Annotated in this window: 20 protein-coding genes; 16 read left to right on the plus strand and 4 right to left on the minus strand. The window is 49.6% G+C overall.

Going from position 1 to position 14,885, the window contains the following annotated elements; genetic code table 11:
- Positions 1–12 precede the first annotated feature (12 nt).
- Positions 13–153 (plus strand): hypothetical protein, encoded by a 141-nt coding sequence (locus tag QY332_13655; protein ID WKZ34661.1) that lies wholly within the window; start codon positions 13–15, stop codon positions 151–153.
- Between the two features lie 175 nt (positions 154–328).
- On the opposite strand, the gene QY332_13660 is transcribed toward QY332_13655, so the two are convergent.
- Positions 329–580: a hypothetical protein gene (locus tag QY332_13660; protein ID WKZ34662.1), complete on the minus strand. Its 252-nt coding sequence runs from the start codon at positions 578–580 to the stop codon at positions 329–331.
- 120 nt (positions 581–700) lie between these two features.
- On the opposite strand from QY332_13660, the gene QY332_13665 reads away from it, so the two are divergent.
- The 6 genes from QY332_13665 (at position 701) to QY332_13690 (ending at position 4,825) form a co-directional block, all read left to right on the plus strand.
- Positions 701–1,180: a winged helix-turn-helix domain-containing protein gene (locus QY332_13665; GenBank protein ID WKZ34663.1), complete on the plus strand. Its 480-nt coding sequence runs from the start codon at positions 701–703 to the stop codon at positions 1,178–1,180.
- Positions 1,181–1,205: 25 nt separating this feature from the next.
- Positions 1,206–1,694, plus strand: a complete 489-nt coding sequence (locus QY332_13670) for a transposase (GenBank protein ID WKZ34664.1) — start codon at positions 1,206–1,208, stop codon at positions 1,692–1,694.
- A 210-nt stretch (positions 1,695–1,904) separates the two neighbouring features.
- A complete protein-coding gene (locus QY332_13675) occupies positions 1,905–2,753 on the plus strand; it encodes a site-specific integrase (GenBank protein ID WKZ34665.1) in 849 nt (282 codons plus the stop codon).
- Positions 2,744–3,859: an IS91 family transposase gene (locus QY332_13680; protein WKZ34666.1), complete on the plus strand. Its 1,116-nt coding sequence runs from the start codon at positions 2,744–2,746 to the stop codon at positions 3,857–3,859. Before QY332_13675 ends, QY332_13680 begins: the two co-directional genes overlap by 10 nt.
- Positions 3,860–4,268: 409 nt before the next feature.
- The gene (locus tag QY332_13685) at positions 4,269–4,481 is read left to right on the plus strand and encodes a hypothetical protein (GenBank protein ID WKZ34667.1); all 213 of its coding nucleotides are present in this window, start codon (positions 4,269–4,271) and stop codon (positions 4,479–4,481) included.
- Positions 4,478–4,825 (plus strand): type II toxin-antitoxin system PemK/MazF family toxin, encoded by a 348-nt coding sequence (locus QY332_13690; GenBank protein ID WKZ34668.1) that lies wholly within the window; start codon positions 4,478–4,480, stop codon positions 4,823–4,825. Before QY332_13685 ends, QY332_13690 begins: the two co-directional genes overlap by 4 nt.
- Positions 4,826–4,905: 80 nt before the next feature.
- Here QY332_13690 and QY332_13695 read toward each other — a convergent pair whose 3' ends face one another.
- The gene (locus tag QY332_13695; protein ID WKZ34669.1) at positions 4,906–5,853 is read right to left on the minus strand and encodes an IS110 family transposase; all 948 of its coding nucleotides are present in this window, start codon (positions 5,851–5,853) and stop codon (positions 4,906–4,908) included.
- A 371-nt stretch (positions 5,854–6,224) separates the two neighbouring features.
- On the opposite strand from QY332_13695, the gene QY332_13700 reads away from it, so the two are divergent.
- From QY332_13700 to QY332_13740, 9 genes are all read left to right on the plus strand, one after another.
- Entirely contained in the window at positions 6,225–7,769 is a 1,545-nt protein-coding gene (locus QY332_13700) for a transposase (GenBank protein ID WKZ34670.1), read from the plus strand.
- A 155-nt stretch (positions 7,770–7,924) separates the two neighbouring features.
- Entirely contained in the window at positions 7,925–9,388 is a 1,464-nt protein-coding gene (locus tag QY332_13705; GenBank protein ID WKZ34671.1) for a WD40 repeat domain-containing protein, read from the plus strand.
- A 318-nt stretch (positions 9,389–9,706) separates the two neighbouring features.
- Positions 9,707–9,832: a hypothetical protein gene (locus tag QY332_13710; protein ID WKZ34672.1), complete on the plus strand. Its 126-nt coding sequence runs from the start codon at positions 9,707–9,709 to the stop codon at positions 9,830–9,832.
- Complete coding sequence (locus QY332_13715; protein WKZ34673.1) at positions 9,833–10,195, plus strand: glutaredoxin domain-containing protein; 363 nt, start codon at positions 9,833–9,835, stop codon at positions 10,193–10,195. It abuts the gene before it with no gap.
- Positions 10,196–10,429: 234 nt separating this feature from the next.
- Complete coding sequence (locus QY332_13720) at positions 10,430–10,915, plus strand: cupin domain-containing protein (GenBank protein ID WKZ34674.1); 486 nt, start codon at positions 10,430–10,432, stop codon at positions 10,913–10,915.
- 187 nt (positions 10,916–11,102) lie between these two features.
- A complete protein-coding gene (locus QY332_13725) occupies positions 11,103–11,525 on the plus strand; it encodes a hypothetical protein (GenBank protein WKZ34675.1) in 423 nt (140 codons plus the stop codon).
- Positions 11,526–11,602: 77 nt separating this feature from the next.
- Entirely contained in the window at positions 11,603–12,490 is an 888-nt protein-coding gene (locus QY332_13730; protein ID WKZ34676.1) for a class I SAM-dependent methyltransferase, read from the plus strand.
- A 1-nt stretch (position 12,491) separates the two neighbouring features.
- Complete coding sequence (locus tag QY332_13735) at positions 12,492–12,959, plus strand: GNAT family N-acetyltransferase (GenBank protein ID WKZ34677.1); 468 nt, start codon at positions 12,492–12,494, stop codon at positions 12,957–12,959.
- A gap of 20 nt (positions 12,960–12,979) precedes the next feature.
- Positions 12,980–13,366 carry a hypothetical protein gene (locus QY332_13740; GenBank protein ID WKZ34678.1) on the plus strand — a complete coding sequence of 129 codons (387 nt, stop codon included), beginning with the start codon at positions 12,980–12,982 and terminating at the stop codon, positions 13,364–13,366.
- A 2-nt stretch (positions 13,367–13,368) separates the two neighbouring features.
- Here QY332_13740 and QY332_13745 read toward each other — a convergent pair whose 3' ends face one another.
- On the minus strand, positions 13,369–14,088 hold the full coding sequence (locus tag QY332_13745) for a hypothetical protein (GenBank protein ID WKZ34679.1): 720 nt from the start codon (positions 14,086–14,088) through the stop codon (positions 13,369–13,371).
- 37 nt (positions 14,089–14,125) lie between these two features.
- Complete coding sequence (tpiA, locus tag QY332_13750) at positions 14,126–14,884, minus strand: triose-phosphate isomerase (protein ID WKZ34680.1); 759 nt, start codon at positions 14,882–14,884, stop codon at positions 14,126–14,128.
- Between the last annotated feature and the right edge of the window lies 1 nt (position 14,885).

The following is a 14,885-nucleotide window of genomic DNA, read 5'->3' on the forward strand; positions in this document are numbered from 1 at the left end:
GAGGAAGTGATAATGCCCCGTATTAAATGCCACTATATCGATTGTGTGTTCGTGGACGAAGGTTATTGTTCGGCCGCGGCTGTGGAACTGGACCCCGACAGCGGTGTGCGCGACCTATTCCCCGGCGGACGGCGCGGCGGCGACGGACGATGATTGGGACGAGGAAGACGAAGAATGGGAAGAAGACAGCGACGAAGACGACGATGAATGGCTGGAGGAGGAAGACGAGTTTTAGGCCTGCGCCTCCCGCCTTGCTGATAATTGAATCCTGAAAAAACAGCCTTCTCTGCGCGAGAGGGCTTTTTGTTTGGCGGTTAGCGGTTGGCAGTCAGCCACCAGCCGTTTTTTGGGCGGGGAGATGCCGGCCTGTGGTTTTTGGGGAATTTCCCAGTGCAAAAGTTAATTGGTTTAATTCGGAAGTTAATCGGTTTAAAACCAAAGTTTGTTGGCTTAAAATCAAAGTTTGTTGGCTTAATTTCGAGATTAAGCCAACAAACTCGGCCGGGCGCGTTTTGCAGGGGGATGTTTCGCGATATTCGGCGCGGACGGCGCGGCGCAGTTGTAAAAGGGGGCTTTTCAATTGCGATTTATCCGTTGGGTGTGTTAAAATTGGGTGGGTATTTATACTATTCAGGTTTACTTAGATTGATTTACAATAGTCGGTATGACATGGAAACCATCATACCTAACCCGAGAACAAATGGAAGAAAGACGGCTTGAAGGTGGACGGCTGTTGAAAGCTGGAAAAATGTCAAAAGCCGAAATCTCAAGACACCTCGGAGTAAGCCGGGCCACGGTCGGCCAATGGGCCAGAATCATAGAAACAAAAGGTATGCGCGGACTCCAAAAAAGAAAAGCGGCTGGTAGCGAGCCGAAGTTGAGTAATCCACAAAAGCAAAGCTTAAAGAGGAAGCTGGAACGAGGGGCTTTGGCGAATGGATATCCAACTGATCGCTGGACATTGGACCGTGTCCAAAAATTGATCAAAAGAGAATTTGATGTCACTTATCATCCGAATTACCTCAATCGATTGTTGCGCAAACTAGGTTTCAGTCCACAAAAGCCAATGCCACAGGCTATTGAACAGGAAAAAGAGTTAGTGGAAGCTTGGTTGCTAGGAGATTGGCCAAGGATAAAAAAAGTCACATCGTCTCAAAGCAAAAATCGTATTTTGGGATGAATTTGGGTTCTCCTTTCAAGAAATATTGGCTACGACGTGGGCTCGGACTGGCAAGAGACCCGTTTTTCGACGGGTAACCAAAGATCGTCGAGCGCTATCGACAGCCGTAGCGCTGACACTTACAGGCAAGATCTACAAGAAATGTTTTGAAGGTTCGATAAAAAGCGATAACTTGATTGAGGCACTTGAACACCTCCGTAGGCAGGTACCTGGAAAAATCATCTTGATCTGGGATCGAGCCCGTATTCATCTTAGCAAGCTCACCAAAGCTTATCTCTGCCAGCATCCTGAGATCATGATTGAAGAGTTACCTGCTTACGCTCCACAGCTCAATCCGGAAGAGTATTGTCACGGAAATGTTAAACAACATCTCAGAAATGCTCGTCCAACTTCTAAAGAGGAGATTCGCTCAATGCTTGATCGTGGTTTTGCTCGCTTGCGTCGTCGACCAGACTTACTTCTTGGCTTCTTTCATGCCGCCGGTCTTTCTGTTAGGCAACTTCAGTTAACCTGAATATTTTAACCCATCACTGTCTAAAGTCCCAAATTAAGATAGGCATTAGAATGAGACACGTACAAAAGTATTTAGACGGTGAAACGACGTCCCATACAGTAGTTGAACTAAGCGCTTCGCGCAGATTCCCCTAGATCATCAATCTGGATAGCAAAATACAATCAGGCTATATTTCTTTTTTGAAATCAAATTCAAAAAGGAGATATAGCGATGAGTGCGTTAAGACAAAAGATGATCGAAGATATGCAATTGAAGGGGTTGGCTGTTCGGACACAGGAGGCATATGTAAACGCAGTGCTCCAACTGAGCAGACATTTCAAAAAGTCACCCGACAGCATGGCCGAGGAGGAACTTCGAGAATACTTCCTGTACTTGAAGAATGAGAAACAGGTGGCAGACAGCACTTTCTCCATTGCATTATGCGGGATCAAGTTTTTCTATGAACACACGCTGGGAAAAGAATGGCATACCCTGCAACTCGTCCGCCCGGACAGAAAAAAGAAGCTCCCAGTTGTTTTTAGTGCTGAGGAGGTGAAGCGGGTATTAGATTGCGTGCATCGCTTTCAGTATCGAGTTTGCCTGCATACCATTTATGCCTGCGGACTGCGCTTGCTGGAAGGGACCCGCTTGCGCGTGAAAGATATCGACAGCGACCGCAAGATGATCCATGTGGTTCAGGGAAAAGGTGGAAAAGACCGCTATGTACCCCTGCCTGACCATACCTTGATGCTGTTACGTCATCATTGGCTCTCACATCGCCATCCCGCCTGGGTGTTTCCTTCTCGAAATGGACTGGAGGCTATTAATGAAAGCGCAGTCCAGAAAGCGTTTCGAGTAGCGCTTCGTGAGAGCGGCGTACACAAAGCTGCCTCTGTCCATACCTTGCGCCATTCGTATGCCACGCATCTGTTGGAAGCTGGCGTCGATCTGCGGATCATCCAGACCTATCTCGGTCACGCATCTCCGGCAACAACCGCCATTTACACCCATCTCACGTCTGTGACCGAAACCCAGATCAACCAGCGCATCAATCAGATCCATGCAGATCTATGGGGCTAGAACTGGCTGACCTCTTTCGAGAGTACGGCGCGGACTACCGAAAAAAATATGCTGACAAACTCCTCCCCTCTCATCGTCAGGCCATGAGGGCGATCGAGCATTGTCGCACCGAGCGCCTGGGCGGACAGGTGTATGGCTGTCCCACCTGTCAGGAGTTTCAATACAGTTATCATTCCTGCCGCAACCGACATTGTCCCAAATGTCAGCATGAGCAAACTCAGAATTGGCTGCGGGTGCAACAGGGTTTGCTCCTGAATGCACCATATTTCTTCCTGACTTTCACCCTGCCTGCTGAGTTACGCTCCCTAGTGCGGGCTCACCAGAAAGCACTTTACTCCCTGCTCTTTCAGTCCTCGGCTGAAGTAACACAGAAACTTGCTCGTGACCCGCGTTATATCGGCGGTCAAATCGGTTTGGTGGGCGTCTTGCACACCTGGACCCGCAATTTGATCTTTCATCCACATGTGCACTATCTCGCTCCCGCGGGTGGCTTACATGCGGATGGGAAGACCTGGCTGCCTGCACGCCAACGCTTCTTCCTGCCTGTGCGGGCTCTCTCCAAATTGTTTCGGGCTGCCTTCAAACGGGGCCTGCAGAAATTGAAACTCTTTGACAATGTCCCTTCCAATGTCTGGACGCAGGATTGGGTCGTGCATTGCAAACCGGTTGGCGATGGCCAAGCCGCTCTCAAGTATCTGGCTCCCTATATCCATCGGGTTGCCATCAGCAATCGCCGTTTGCTGGCTTTTAACAACGGCGGCTCCATGGAAAGTTCTCAGGTCACCTTTCAATATCGTGCTTCCGATACCGGTCAACTCAAAAGGTGTACGCTTTCGGTTGAGCAGTTCTTCCAGCGTTTCCTTCAGCATGTTCTCCCGCATGCCTTTGTCAAGGTGCGCTATTTCGGTTTCTTTGGCGCTTCGGTCCGTCGCAAGTTGGCCGCCTTACAGATCCGCCTCGGCAGTCAGGTGCATGACTCAGCCGAACACCAGGCTGTCTCTTCTCCATCCGCTCCGGAAACCCCTTCCAAGATTCTTTGTCCAACTTGTGGGCAGGCGATGACCTTCCAGAGAAATCTATCTCCCCTACAGTGCCGCTCTCCCTAGAATCCCCGGGTCGCTTCCCGCTCTTCATCTCAGACAGTTGTGGCTTATCCAACTGTCCGTTTGACGTTTCCTTGGGAAACATTTCGTCTGCTTTCCCATTCCGGGTTTGTTGCACAAGGCTTTGATTTTCATGTAAAATACTCTGCAGATCGTTCCTTGATGGGTGAGCGTTGGGTTTCCAAGATTTTTTGCCAGATCTTTCTGGCTTCTTTTTCCAAATACGGCTTAGTCCAACTCGGACAGATGCGGCGGTGATTTGTCCCTTTCCTCCAGCCTTCCTGACTCCCGCCGCATCAATCCTTAATTCGTTAGACCCCTTCTTTGCAAAACTAGGTTTCAAAACCTGTCTGTTATTGGTGTAAAATAAATTCAGGCAATCCGCTTTTAATGAATAATGGAGTCAAAAGCCATGACACTTGACGAGAAAATCCAACGATACGCGCAGAAACTTCCGTACTCATTTCAGGAAGAATTGTTCGACTTTGTTCAGTATTTACTTGTGAAGGCTGAACAACAAGAAAAGAATGACTGGGCTTCTTTATCATTATCATCAGCAATGCGGGATATGGAAGATGAGCCCATTTTGTATAGCATTTCAGATATTCGGGTGAGCTTTGCATGAAAAAATCAGGGCAGGTTGTTGTCTTTCGATTTCCTCAAACTGACCTTGAAGAAGGCAAATTACGCCCTGCTCTTTTATTGGGAAAGTTACCTGGTGAGTATGATGACTGGTTAATTTGCATGATTTCATCGCAAACACGCCAATATATTACGGGGTTTGATGAAATTATTGAAGACAGTTCTAAAGATTTCAAACAAAGCGGGCTAAAAGTTACAAGCGTAATTAGAGTTGGACGTTTAGCAGTTGTGTCGGGTGAAATTCTTCTTGGCGCAATTGGTGAAATTTCAAGCGAACGCTTGAATCGTGTCAAGAAGAATCTATCCAATTGGTTATCTGAAAAATAGAACGGGGTCTAACAAAGCGTGCAGCAACTGTCTTGATTGTCAAGAGCAAAAACCACTTTAAAGGGAAAAACCAGTCCGTCTCAGGCTGTCACCGTCTGCCTGAATGGGACGCGATCTCGCATCATCGCGTTCAGGATGGTTAAGAACTTTCGCATACAGGCTGTCAGCGCTACCTTCTTGACCTTGCCCCGTCTCAATAATTCCTGATACTGTGCTTTGACCATCGGGTTGTACCTCGTCGCCACCAAGGTCGACATGTACAACACACTGCGCACTTCGATCCTGCCTCCCTTCGTCTTCCGATAGCCGCGTTTCTTCCCGCTATCCGAGTTCATCGGTGCCAAGCCCACTAAAGCCGCGATCTTCTTGCGGTCCAGTTTTCCCAACTCAGGCAGTTCCGCCAGCAGGGTGGCCGCGGTTACCCGTCCCACACCCTTGGCACTGCACAGGATCTGCTCCTGTTGTTGCCAGTCTTCATGTTCTTTCATGAACCTGTCCAACTCCCCTTCCAAGCGCTTGATCTCTTCCTTCAAGACCTTGATCATCCGCTCCAACGAGCCGCGCATATCCGCATGCACCGTCCGTACACGGCTTTTTTCCGCCTTCAGCATCTCTTCCACCTGTCTGCGCCTCACCAAAAGGGCGGATACATAGCGTCCTGCCTCACTTTTGGCCTCAAACCACCTCGGTCTCACCTGTTTCCCGAACTCTGCCAGGTTGAAGGCGTCCAATTTGTCGGTCTTGGCAAGCAGCCCGCAGGCTCGCGCGTATTGTCTCACCCGCGATGGGTTGACCACTGCCACGGGCAATCCTGCCTCATACAATCCCAAGACCACGGCTCGTTGGTAGCCGCCCGTCGCTTCCACCACGATCAGTTCTGGTCCTAGCGTTTGCATTTTCTTGATCAGGCTGGCGATCCCTTTTTCATCGTTTGTGACCTGGCTTGCTTTCGTTTCCCCCAACACGGCAATGTCTAACTTCTCTTTGGCAACGGCGATCCCTACGAACTTTCCGCTACTAGTTGTCATTCCTGCCTCCGTTTTGTATAATGGAGTTGAGCCCACGCTAGTATTCGGTCTTTATGACCTTGCAACTGTTCGGGCTCTACTGGCGAAACGGACATGGCGATCCTGCTGCACGACGGTCTGCTACGACCTACCCGACATCGATCTGCCATGTCCGCTTTTCATGATACTACCTGACGTGTGGGATTCTGCGGCATTTTCGAGTATTTTTCTGGCTTCGGGCTTTTCCTACATCTCAAGCATTGTCCACGCCCGCCCACACGCAGGTATCCCACTCGCTTCGCTCGGGGACGGTGGCGCAAACCGTTGAGACTGTCGAAAAAGTGGGCGAATCCAGCACAAAGCCATAGGGTTCTATAGGGTAGAGGATCTCAATGGCAAAATTCAAACCACTCAACGAAAATCAACTGATCATGCTCCCGATCTCCCTGCAGGACCAGATCGTCCCAGGAACACTCGAGCACACCATCAGCGAATTGGTCGATAACCATCTCGACCTGTCGGTCTTTGATGCGCGCTACAATAACGACGAGACCGGCGCAGCCGCCATCCACCCCAAGATCCTGCTCAAAGTCATCCTGCTGGCCTACGCCAGAGGCATGATCAGTTCGCGCCAGATCGAACGCGCCTGCCACGAAAACATCATCTTCATCGCCCTTTCCTACAACCATGCCCCCGACCACAGCACCATCGCTTCCTTTATCTCTTCGATGCAAAGCGAGGTTCAGACGCTCTTCAGCGATGCCCTGCTGGTCTGCGAGGAACTGGGACTGCTCGATGGCACCCACTTCAGCCTGGATGGGGTCAAACTCTCGGCGAATGTCTCCAAAGAATGGAGCGGCACGATCAAAGAACTGGAACACAAACGCGACAAGCTGCAGGAAAAGCTAAAGCGGGTGATGACCGAACATGCCCAGGCGGACAAACAGCCCGAGGTGGTGGCAGCACGCCAAAAGAAGCGCGAACGCCGCTTCCAGGTCCAGGTCGAGCGGCTCAATGAATTTCTAAAGGATCGGGAGCCCAAGCGGGGCAGCGAGGGCAAAGAAATTCAAAGCAATGTGGTCGATAATGAATCGGTGAAGATGCCCAGCGCGCACGGCGTCATTCAGGGCTACAACGCCCAAGCCCTGGTCGATTGCAAACATCAGGTCATCCTCGCGGCAGAGGCATTCAGCAGCCAGGATCACGAAAACCTCAAGCCGATGCTGGATGGCGCGAAAAAGAATGTGGTTGCGATCGGGAAAGAGCCTGCTTTCTTTGAGGGCAAGCAACTGACGGCGGATCCCAATTATCACTCGCTCAACAGTTTGAAGGTCTGCAAAGATGAAAAACTCGACGCCTACATCCCCGACATCCAGTACCGTAAACGCGATGCGCGCTTTGCCGAGCAAGATCGCTTCAAGGATGGCGTCCACGGCAGGCAGCGGCCAAATGCCAAGCCCGGTCTCTTCAGCGCTTCTGACTTCACGTTCGATGCGAGCAAACAGGTGTATCGCTGTCCGCAAGGGAAGGAACTGACCTGCCATGCCCGCAACCAGGTCAACCGCCATCGCACCTATGACATTTACCATGCCCGCCCCGAAGATTGCCAAGCCTGCCCATTCAGATCGCGCTGTTTGAGCAAGGCGGATGCCGTACGGCGCAATCTCTCCATTCAAGTGGAGAGCCAGTCCCCGAACCTGATCGATGCGATGAAGGCCAAGATCGATAGTGAAGAGGGCAAGCGCATTTATGCCAGGCGACTTGGGATCGTGGAACCGGTCTTTTTCCAACATCTGTGTGCAGAAGCGCATGCACCGCTTCACCCTGCGCTCCAAATTGAAAGTGGATGTACAATGGACGCGTACGCGGTTCGCTCTGGTGCACAATATCGGCAAGATCCACTCCTGTGGGGCGCTTGCCTGACCCTGACGGAGTAAAATATCCATAAAACCGCCTTCAACGCGAGAAACTGGTCTCTCGATCAGCCCCGGGTCAGGAAAGGCTCTCTAAAATATGCTTTTTCGACAGTCTCGTTGGGCAACCCCTTAGCATTTATAAGCATGACTAAAATTAATTCAAGGATGGCAATCAAATGAAATTTCTACAAGCGTCCCTCATCGTCTTTTTATCTTTTTTTGTTATTGGTTGCACCTCAAATTTATCACCTCAACCAACTCAAACCGAGACAAGACCAACTCCAACCGCCAAACCGACATCAACGAGTACACCGTCCCCTACCGCTACGATTGAACCATCCATACTAGAAAGTTACTCTCATGTTTTTGCTTATGCAGATGGTGAAAAGATAATCTTCTTAGACAAAGAAACACGCCAAATTGCTGAAATTACGAGTGGAACGGGATGGGTAAGTGATTTTAAAGTTTCACCTGATAATGATTGGATCATTTATTCATCGCGCAATGGCACAAATATAGTTCTCGATATTAAAAGGATAGGACACTTTAAAAGTACTAGTTTTGCAATCGATTCTCAAACTATTATCTATTTTGATTGGATTTCTAGCACAGAATTTGTTGTATTAACTGACAAAGCATATTATTTGGGTTCATTAGATGGCTCAAAAAAACAAATAGGCAAAGATATCAATCTTGCTCTATCATCTTCTTCAATGTTTAACAGATTTTCTGTAATTAAATCCCCAACAAACAACAACTTTTTACTTCTTAGAAATACACAACAAGGGGATACGGGGGAACAGGGTTGTAATGTGTATTTTCTTATGCACGATAATGGAACACTACAAGAGTTGTTTAAAGAAGAAAATAGCTATTGCGGATTTGACGAATCCCTAAGTTGGTCACCTGATGGAAATTTTGCTGGAATTAATTATGAGGTAAGTAGTGGGGGGGCTGGTTGGCACTCTACCTATATTTTGGACCTAAACTCTGGAGAATTAATTTACGCCAATGAAGATGATGCACTATATCCTTTCAGAGAAATATCATGGTCGCCAGATGGGGCATATTTCTCATATATAAAAAAGTCTTTTACAATTGTTATTCAAACGAACGATCTTATTTCTGGCGAAGTGGTTTTAGAACATAGAACTGCCGCCATACCGCTTCAAAAATTATTTTGGTCACCTAATGGGCGTTATTTAATGTACGGAAGAGCGCCTAACTATATGTACATATTTGATACTCCTATAAAAGAGAGTGCCATAGTACCACTCTATGATATTCCAAGAATAAATGACTATGCAGACTATTGGTGGTCATCAAATTCCGACGGTATCTTCATTATCAATGGAGATTTCAATAAATTAGGTGGGGTGTATTGGTATTCAATGGACACAAAGCAGATAGAAAAAGTTGGCGATTTAGTGAAATATTCTCCAAAACCCTATTTACCTAATATTATCGTAAAGAAATCACAAAATACTAGTTTTTCAAGTATATTCATTAATACATATAATCCCCAAGATGAGACGAGAACCTACAATTTGTATTTACTTGATGAAGAAAATTTGAAAATTTCTTCTGCTATCATGTTAAACAATCCTGTCTATCCTCCACCCTTTGTATGGGTAAAATAACTTGGCGTAATCGGGGTTGCCCAACAAAGCGTGCACCTGACGTGTGGGATGGCAAGCGCCAATGCGCTTGCTCTGGGCGACGCTCGCTGGAGGCTCGCTCGCCCGATCTGCGCGATTTACAGGCATTTTTCTGTCTTCGAGTTTTTCCTGCTCCCAATCCTTGTCCACGCCCGCCCACACGCAGTGCTTCGCGATCCCACTCGCGGAGTTTATCCTGAGCGAAGCCGAAGGGCTCGCGGACGGTGGCACAAGCCTTTGGGCGGCTAGTGCAGCAGGCACCTTTCAAAGTCTTGAAGGTAAAACAAGGAGAAGCCAGCCATGAAACAAAAACCGCCTTCACAACCGATGAGTGCAAATAAATTCGGTTTAGGAGTTGCAATCGGTATTGGAATCGATGCCTCCCTCGGTATGGCACTTAACGATACTGTATTAGGAGCGGGATAAATGCAAGACGCCATTATTGTCTACGGCCACCCAACCTGCCCTAACCTCGGACCGGTCAAAGGGCTACTAACACAATCGAAGGTCAAGTTTGATTATATTGACATCCATCAGGATAGTGTTGCCGCCGCTCGTGTTCGCGCTATCAATAACGGTAATGAAAGCGTACCTACACTCGTCTTTCCCGATGGTAGCACTCTGACTGAGCCAACTGTTGCAGAACTCCAGACTAAATTGGAATCCTTGGGATATAAAGTCGGTCTTGTCGCATGGTTGACTGGAAACTTTAGGATTATTTTTTTTATAGTTGTTGGTGTTCTGATCGCTGTTCTGATCTACGTGTTGCGCTCTCTCGGAGTTTTTTAGAAATGCCGTTTGCGATGATTAGCAATCACACACTCCCACGCCGCCCAACAAAGCGTCCCGCAAGAACATCGGGATGATATGCACCCCGTCTTCGCGGGGCGAACGGCCTGACGCTGGGGACTGCCGCTGCGCGGCGTGCGCACATCCCAGGCGGTTTCCTACGCCTTTTCATTTTTCTGGTTGGCTGGCTTCGTGCAAAATCAACTTTAGAAACAATATTCAAAGGAGTTTTTTATGGATAACACAACTGAATCTCAATCTAGCGTTCCGTCCGTGCTTCACGTTCTCGCAAACGATGACCAGTTCGGAGAGCATCGTGGTCTCGGCGTCAGTGGAATTACTTTCAAAGTAACGCCTAAAGACAACAACGACATTTTTATTATCGAAAATACATTCCATGAAAAAGGAGGCCCCGCCAAACACCTGCACTACGACCAAGATGAATGGTTTTATGCTGTTGAAGGCGAATTCCTTCTCGAAGTCGGTCAGGAGCAGTTCAGACTAAAACCTGGGGACTCGGTGCTTGCCCCTCGAAAGATTCCCCATGTGTGGGCATATACAGGTGGTAGTCGTGACAGAATGTTAATTGCCTTTATGCCAGCAGGGAAAATGGAAGCCTTTTTTCGAGAAGTTACCAAAGCAAATGCTATGCCACCCCAAAACCCTGAATTATGGCGTTCTCATGGCATGGAGTTACTTGGACCACCTTTGAAGGTGTAGTTACACAGTATTTTGTAGGTTAAGTTTTTGGTTCTTGCCAAAGATAAAAGCCTGTAAAATAATTTTATGAGTTCAGTGGCAGTGTCTTTTTCAGGCAGTGAATCAAGCACTACGAAACGCCCGCCCTGTGTCTTAATTCGGTTTATACTATATCTGAAAACTTTCATCCCACGAACAGGATATTTCCATGAACCAGGATCTGGAACACCTAAAAATACTCTCTGTTTTTCATTATGTCGTCGCGGGGATCTCCGCGATCTTCGCATGCTTTCCCATTTTCCACCTCGCGATGGGGATCTCCATGATCACAGGCGGGTTCTTCATGGACCAGCCCGCGGCAGATGCACCCTTCCCCACCGCCTTGTTTGGCTTGATGTTTACGCTGATCCCCGCCGCCATCATTCTTTTCGGATGGGCGTTTGCGGTCAGCATGGCAATTGCGGGTTATTTCCTTGGAAAACAACAGCGTTATATGTTCTGCATGGTCATGGCCGGCATTAGCTGCATATTCACGCCCTTCGGCACGGTGCTGGGTGTGTTTACACTGATCGTTCTCCTGCGCCCGGCCGTCAGGGAACTGTTCAATGACTCCGCTCCCAGGCCGGCATAAAGGAAAGGGGATCGATGATCATCCCCAACACCGTTACAAAATCCAGAATGGTCTTGTAGAGAAAATCCCATAATAAAATGGAAAATATCGACGAGCTAAAACACAAAACGGAGGGTTCGCCCGCATATAAATTATCCGGCGCAGAGGTGTTCATCTCACCCGGCGGTTTCCACTATATCAACCATCTTGACCCCGTTGAAGATATATCCCCGCAGATCGACGGGGGCGGGCTGAGCGATGAAGAGGTGGCATACATCGAAAAGTCCCTGCAATCGAACCCCGGGCGGGTGGAACATCAGATGGAGGCGGTCCAGCGGCACAGCGGGATTGAAGGCAAACGCGTGCTGGATATCGGCTGCGGCGGCGGACTGTTCCTCGCGAAGATCAAGTATGCAGGCGCGAACGTGCTCGGCGTTGAATTGAGCGATACGCGGGCATATTACGCAAAGACCAGACACGGGTTTGAAGTTGTCAAACGCACCATTGAGGATGAATACTGGCAGGCATTCCACGGGACCTTCGATGTTGTCACGCTTTGGGATGTGATCGAGCATGTCAACTACCCGCTTGGGACACTGCGGTCCGCGGTGGACATGCTCAAGAGCGGCGGCATCCTGTTGATCGACACTCCCTGCCGCGATGCGTTCTATCACCGCTTTGGCGAATTTACATACAAGATCACGCGTGGGAAATATCCAACATTTTTGAACAGCATGTATTCCTCAAAACCATTCGGACACAAACAGATCTTCTCATTGGCAGAGATGAAGTCCGCGCTGGAGATGGCGGGGCTGGAGGTGGTGGAACTGCGGCGATTCCATGAATTATCCTTTCCGTACAGCTTCTATTTGAAGAAACTGGTCAAATCTGATCTTGTTGTAAAATTGCTCCTGCCGTTCGTAACCATCTTTTTTATGGTCTTCCCCATACGCAACAAAATGCTGGCGGCGGGGAGGAGGAATTAATTTGACGAATATAATCACCCTGCGAGATGTGACCCAGGATGACCTGCCTATTCTCTTCGAGCATCAACTGGACCCGCAGGCCGCCAAAATGGCCGCCTTTCCCTCCAGGGACTGGGATGCTTTCACAGCCCATTGGACGAAGATCATGGCGAATGAAAAGGTCATTACGAAAACCATACTACTTGACGGACAAGTGGCGGGCAGCCTCGCCTGTTTTGAAATGGACGAAAAACTTGAAGTGGGCTACTGGATCGGGAGGGAGTTTTGGGGCATGGGAATCGCCTCAGAATCACTGAGACAGTTCCTCGGTCAGGTTTCGATGCGCCCGCTGCATGCCCATGTCGCCAGGCATAATATCGCATCCCAACGGGTTTTGCAGAAATGTGGATTCGAAGTCAGCGGGGAAGACAAATGGACTCCCAGCCCGGAGATCGGCGAGATCGAGGAATTGATCTTCCTGTTAAGATGATGTGCCAGGATGACTATATTTTGAAGGTTACGGCCGAAACCCTTAAGCATGGCGGCACGGCATCAGAACCGGCGACAGGCGAGTTTCTTCCGCCAAGAGATGTGTGGAGTTTCCCCAAATACCCGTCGCGTACGGCAATCCTCCCGCCGACTGTGGATCTGGCATTCGAATTGCACCAGTTTATCATCCGCAACGAAGCCCGCCTGAACGAAGATGATTGCTGGCTGGGGACATGGATCAATCCTCGGACGGATGAATATTATCTCGATATTGCCACAGGGATCGAAGACTTGAATGAAGCGCGCCGAATGGCCATGGAAATCAGTGTGAAGGATGGGCGCAGGATCGTTGCAATCTTCAACTCAAAAAGAAATGAGACTGTTTTTCTTTGGACTGACGGCGAGTGAGTTCAACGCACGTCCACCTTCATCACGTATGCCAGCAGGCGATGGAGGGCAAAAAACGGAAACACCAGCACGACATGCACAGCGCTGCTTAACCCAAATAGCAGCGCCACCGAATTCAAAAGGTTATTTAGAGGCGGGGTCAGGTTTTCGAGCATCCACGCGCCCGCCCCGGAAGAGGCCGCCAGTGCAAGCAGTACGGCGACCCACAGTCCGAGCGGGAGCCAGGCATGGCGGTCCGACTCGGATGGAAGCATGGTGCTGGATACTGCAAACGTCAGGTAGAACCACAAATAAAAATCCGGGACGGCCGGAAGCAAGCCAAGGCCCATCCAGAATAGGTCCACCTGCCCGTCGCGCAGGACATTCCATAACATGTGCAGTTGCAACTGGTGGATGCCTGCATATGCCACAAAGGATGTCCCTGCGATCAGCGGGGCCAGCCCGATCAGTGAATCGCGCAGGATGTCCGTCTCCCCGGTTTCCACATACCCCATTTGCAAACGTCCGTTGGATAATGATTGCGGCAGCAATGAAATTTGGCGCGTGGGGACGCGGAGCAGTTTCGCCATCAGGAAGTGACTGAACTCATGCAGGAAAACGCCGGGGAAGAATAATACGGAGAACAAGCCAACCGTTAATTGCGGATTGCGGGTGATCAATAAAATCACCGCCTGAATCTCACGATGCAAAAGCCGCTGGAGAACAGCCAGCGGCATGAGCATTAGGAGAAACCAGAGAAAACCGGCAAACCCCACGGTTCTATTTCACCGCGGCTTGTGTAATGGCAACAAAATCTTCCAGCTTCAAACTCGCGCCGCCCACCAGTGCGCCATCGATATCAGGCTGGGTAAAAAATTCCCCCGCATTTGCAGCGATTACGGAGCCGCCATATAACACACGGACGGCCTGCGCAGTTTGTTCGCCATACAACTCTGCGATCACGGGGCGGATAAAATCCTTGATGACGGCGTTCGCCGCCTCTCCCGTGGATGCCCTGCCTGTTCCAATCGCCCAAACAGGTTCATAGGCAACGACAATGCGCGGGACAAATTCGGGAGATACGTCGCTGAGAGCGAGGCGGGTTTGATTGGAAACCACCTTGCGGGTCTGATTTGATTCGTACTGTTCCAGCGTCTCGCCGACGCAAACGATGGGGGTCAGGTCGAATGTCTGGGCGGCAAGCAGCTTCCGATTCACCGCCTCGTCCGTCTCCCCGAAATAAGCGCGCCGCTCCGAGTGGCCCAGGATGACATAACCGCACAACTCCTTCACCATCTCCGGCGAAACCTCGCCGGTGAACGCACCCTTTACCTGCCAGTGCATGTTTTGAGCGCCAAGCCCGATTCCCAAGCCTTGAATCAGGGAAGAAGCCGCCATCAACGACATGAACGGCGGACATAAAACCTTTTCAACACCGCTGACAAAGCGCAATTTCGCGCCCATCTGAAAGACCAGGTCACGGGTTTCCGCAACGGTCTTGTTCATTTTCCAGTTACCGGCAACAAATGGTGTTCGCATG

This window comes from Anaerolineales bacterium, assembly GCA_030583885.1.
Lineage (GTDB): Bacteria > Chloroflexota > Anaerolineae > Anaerolineales > Villigracilaceae > Villigracilis.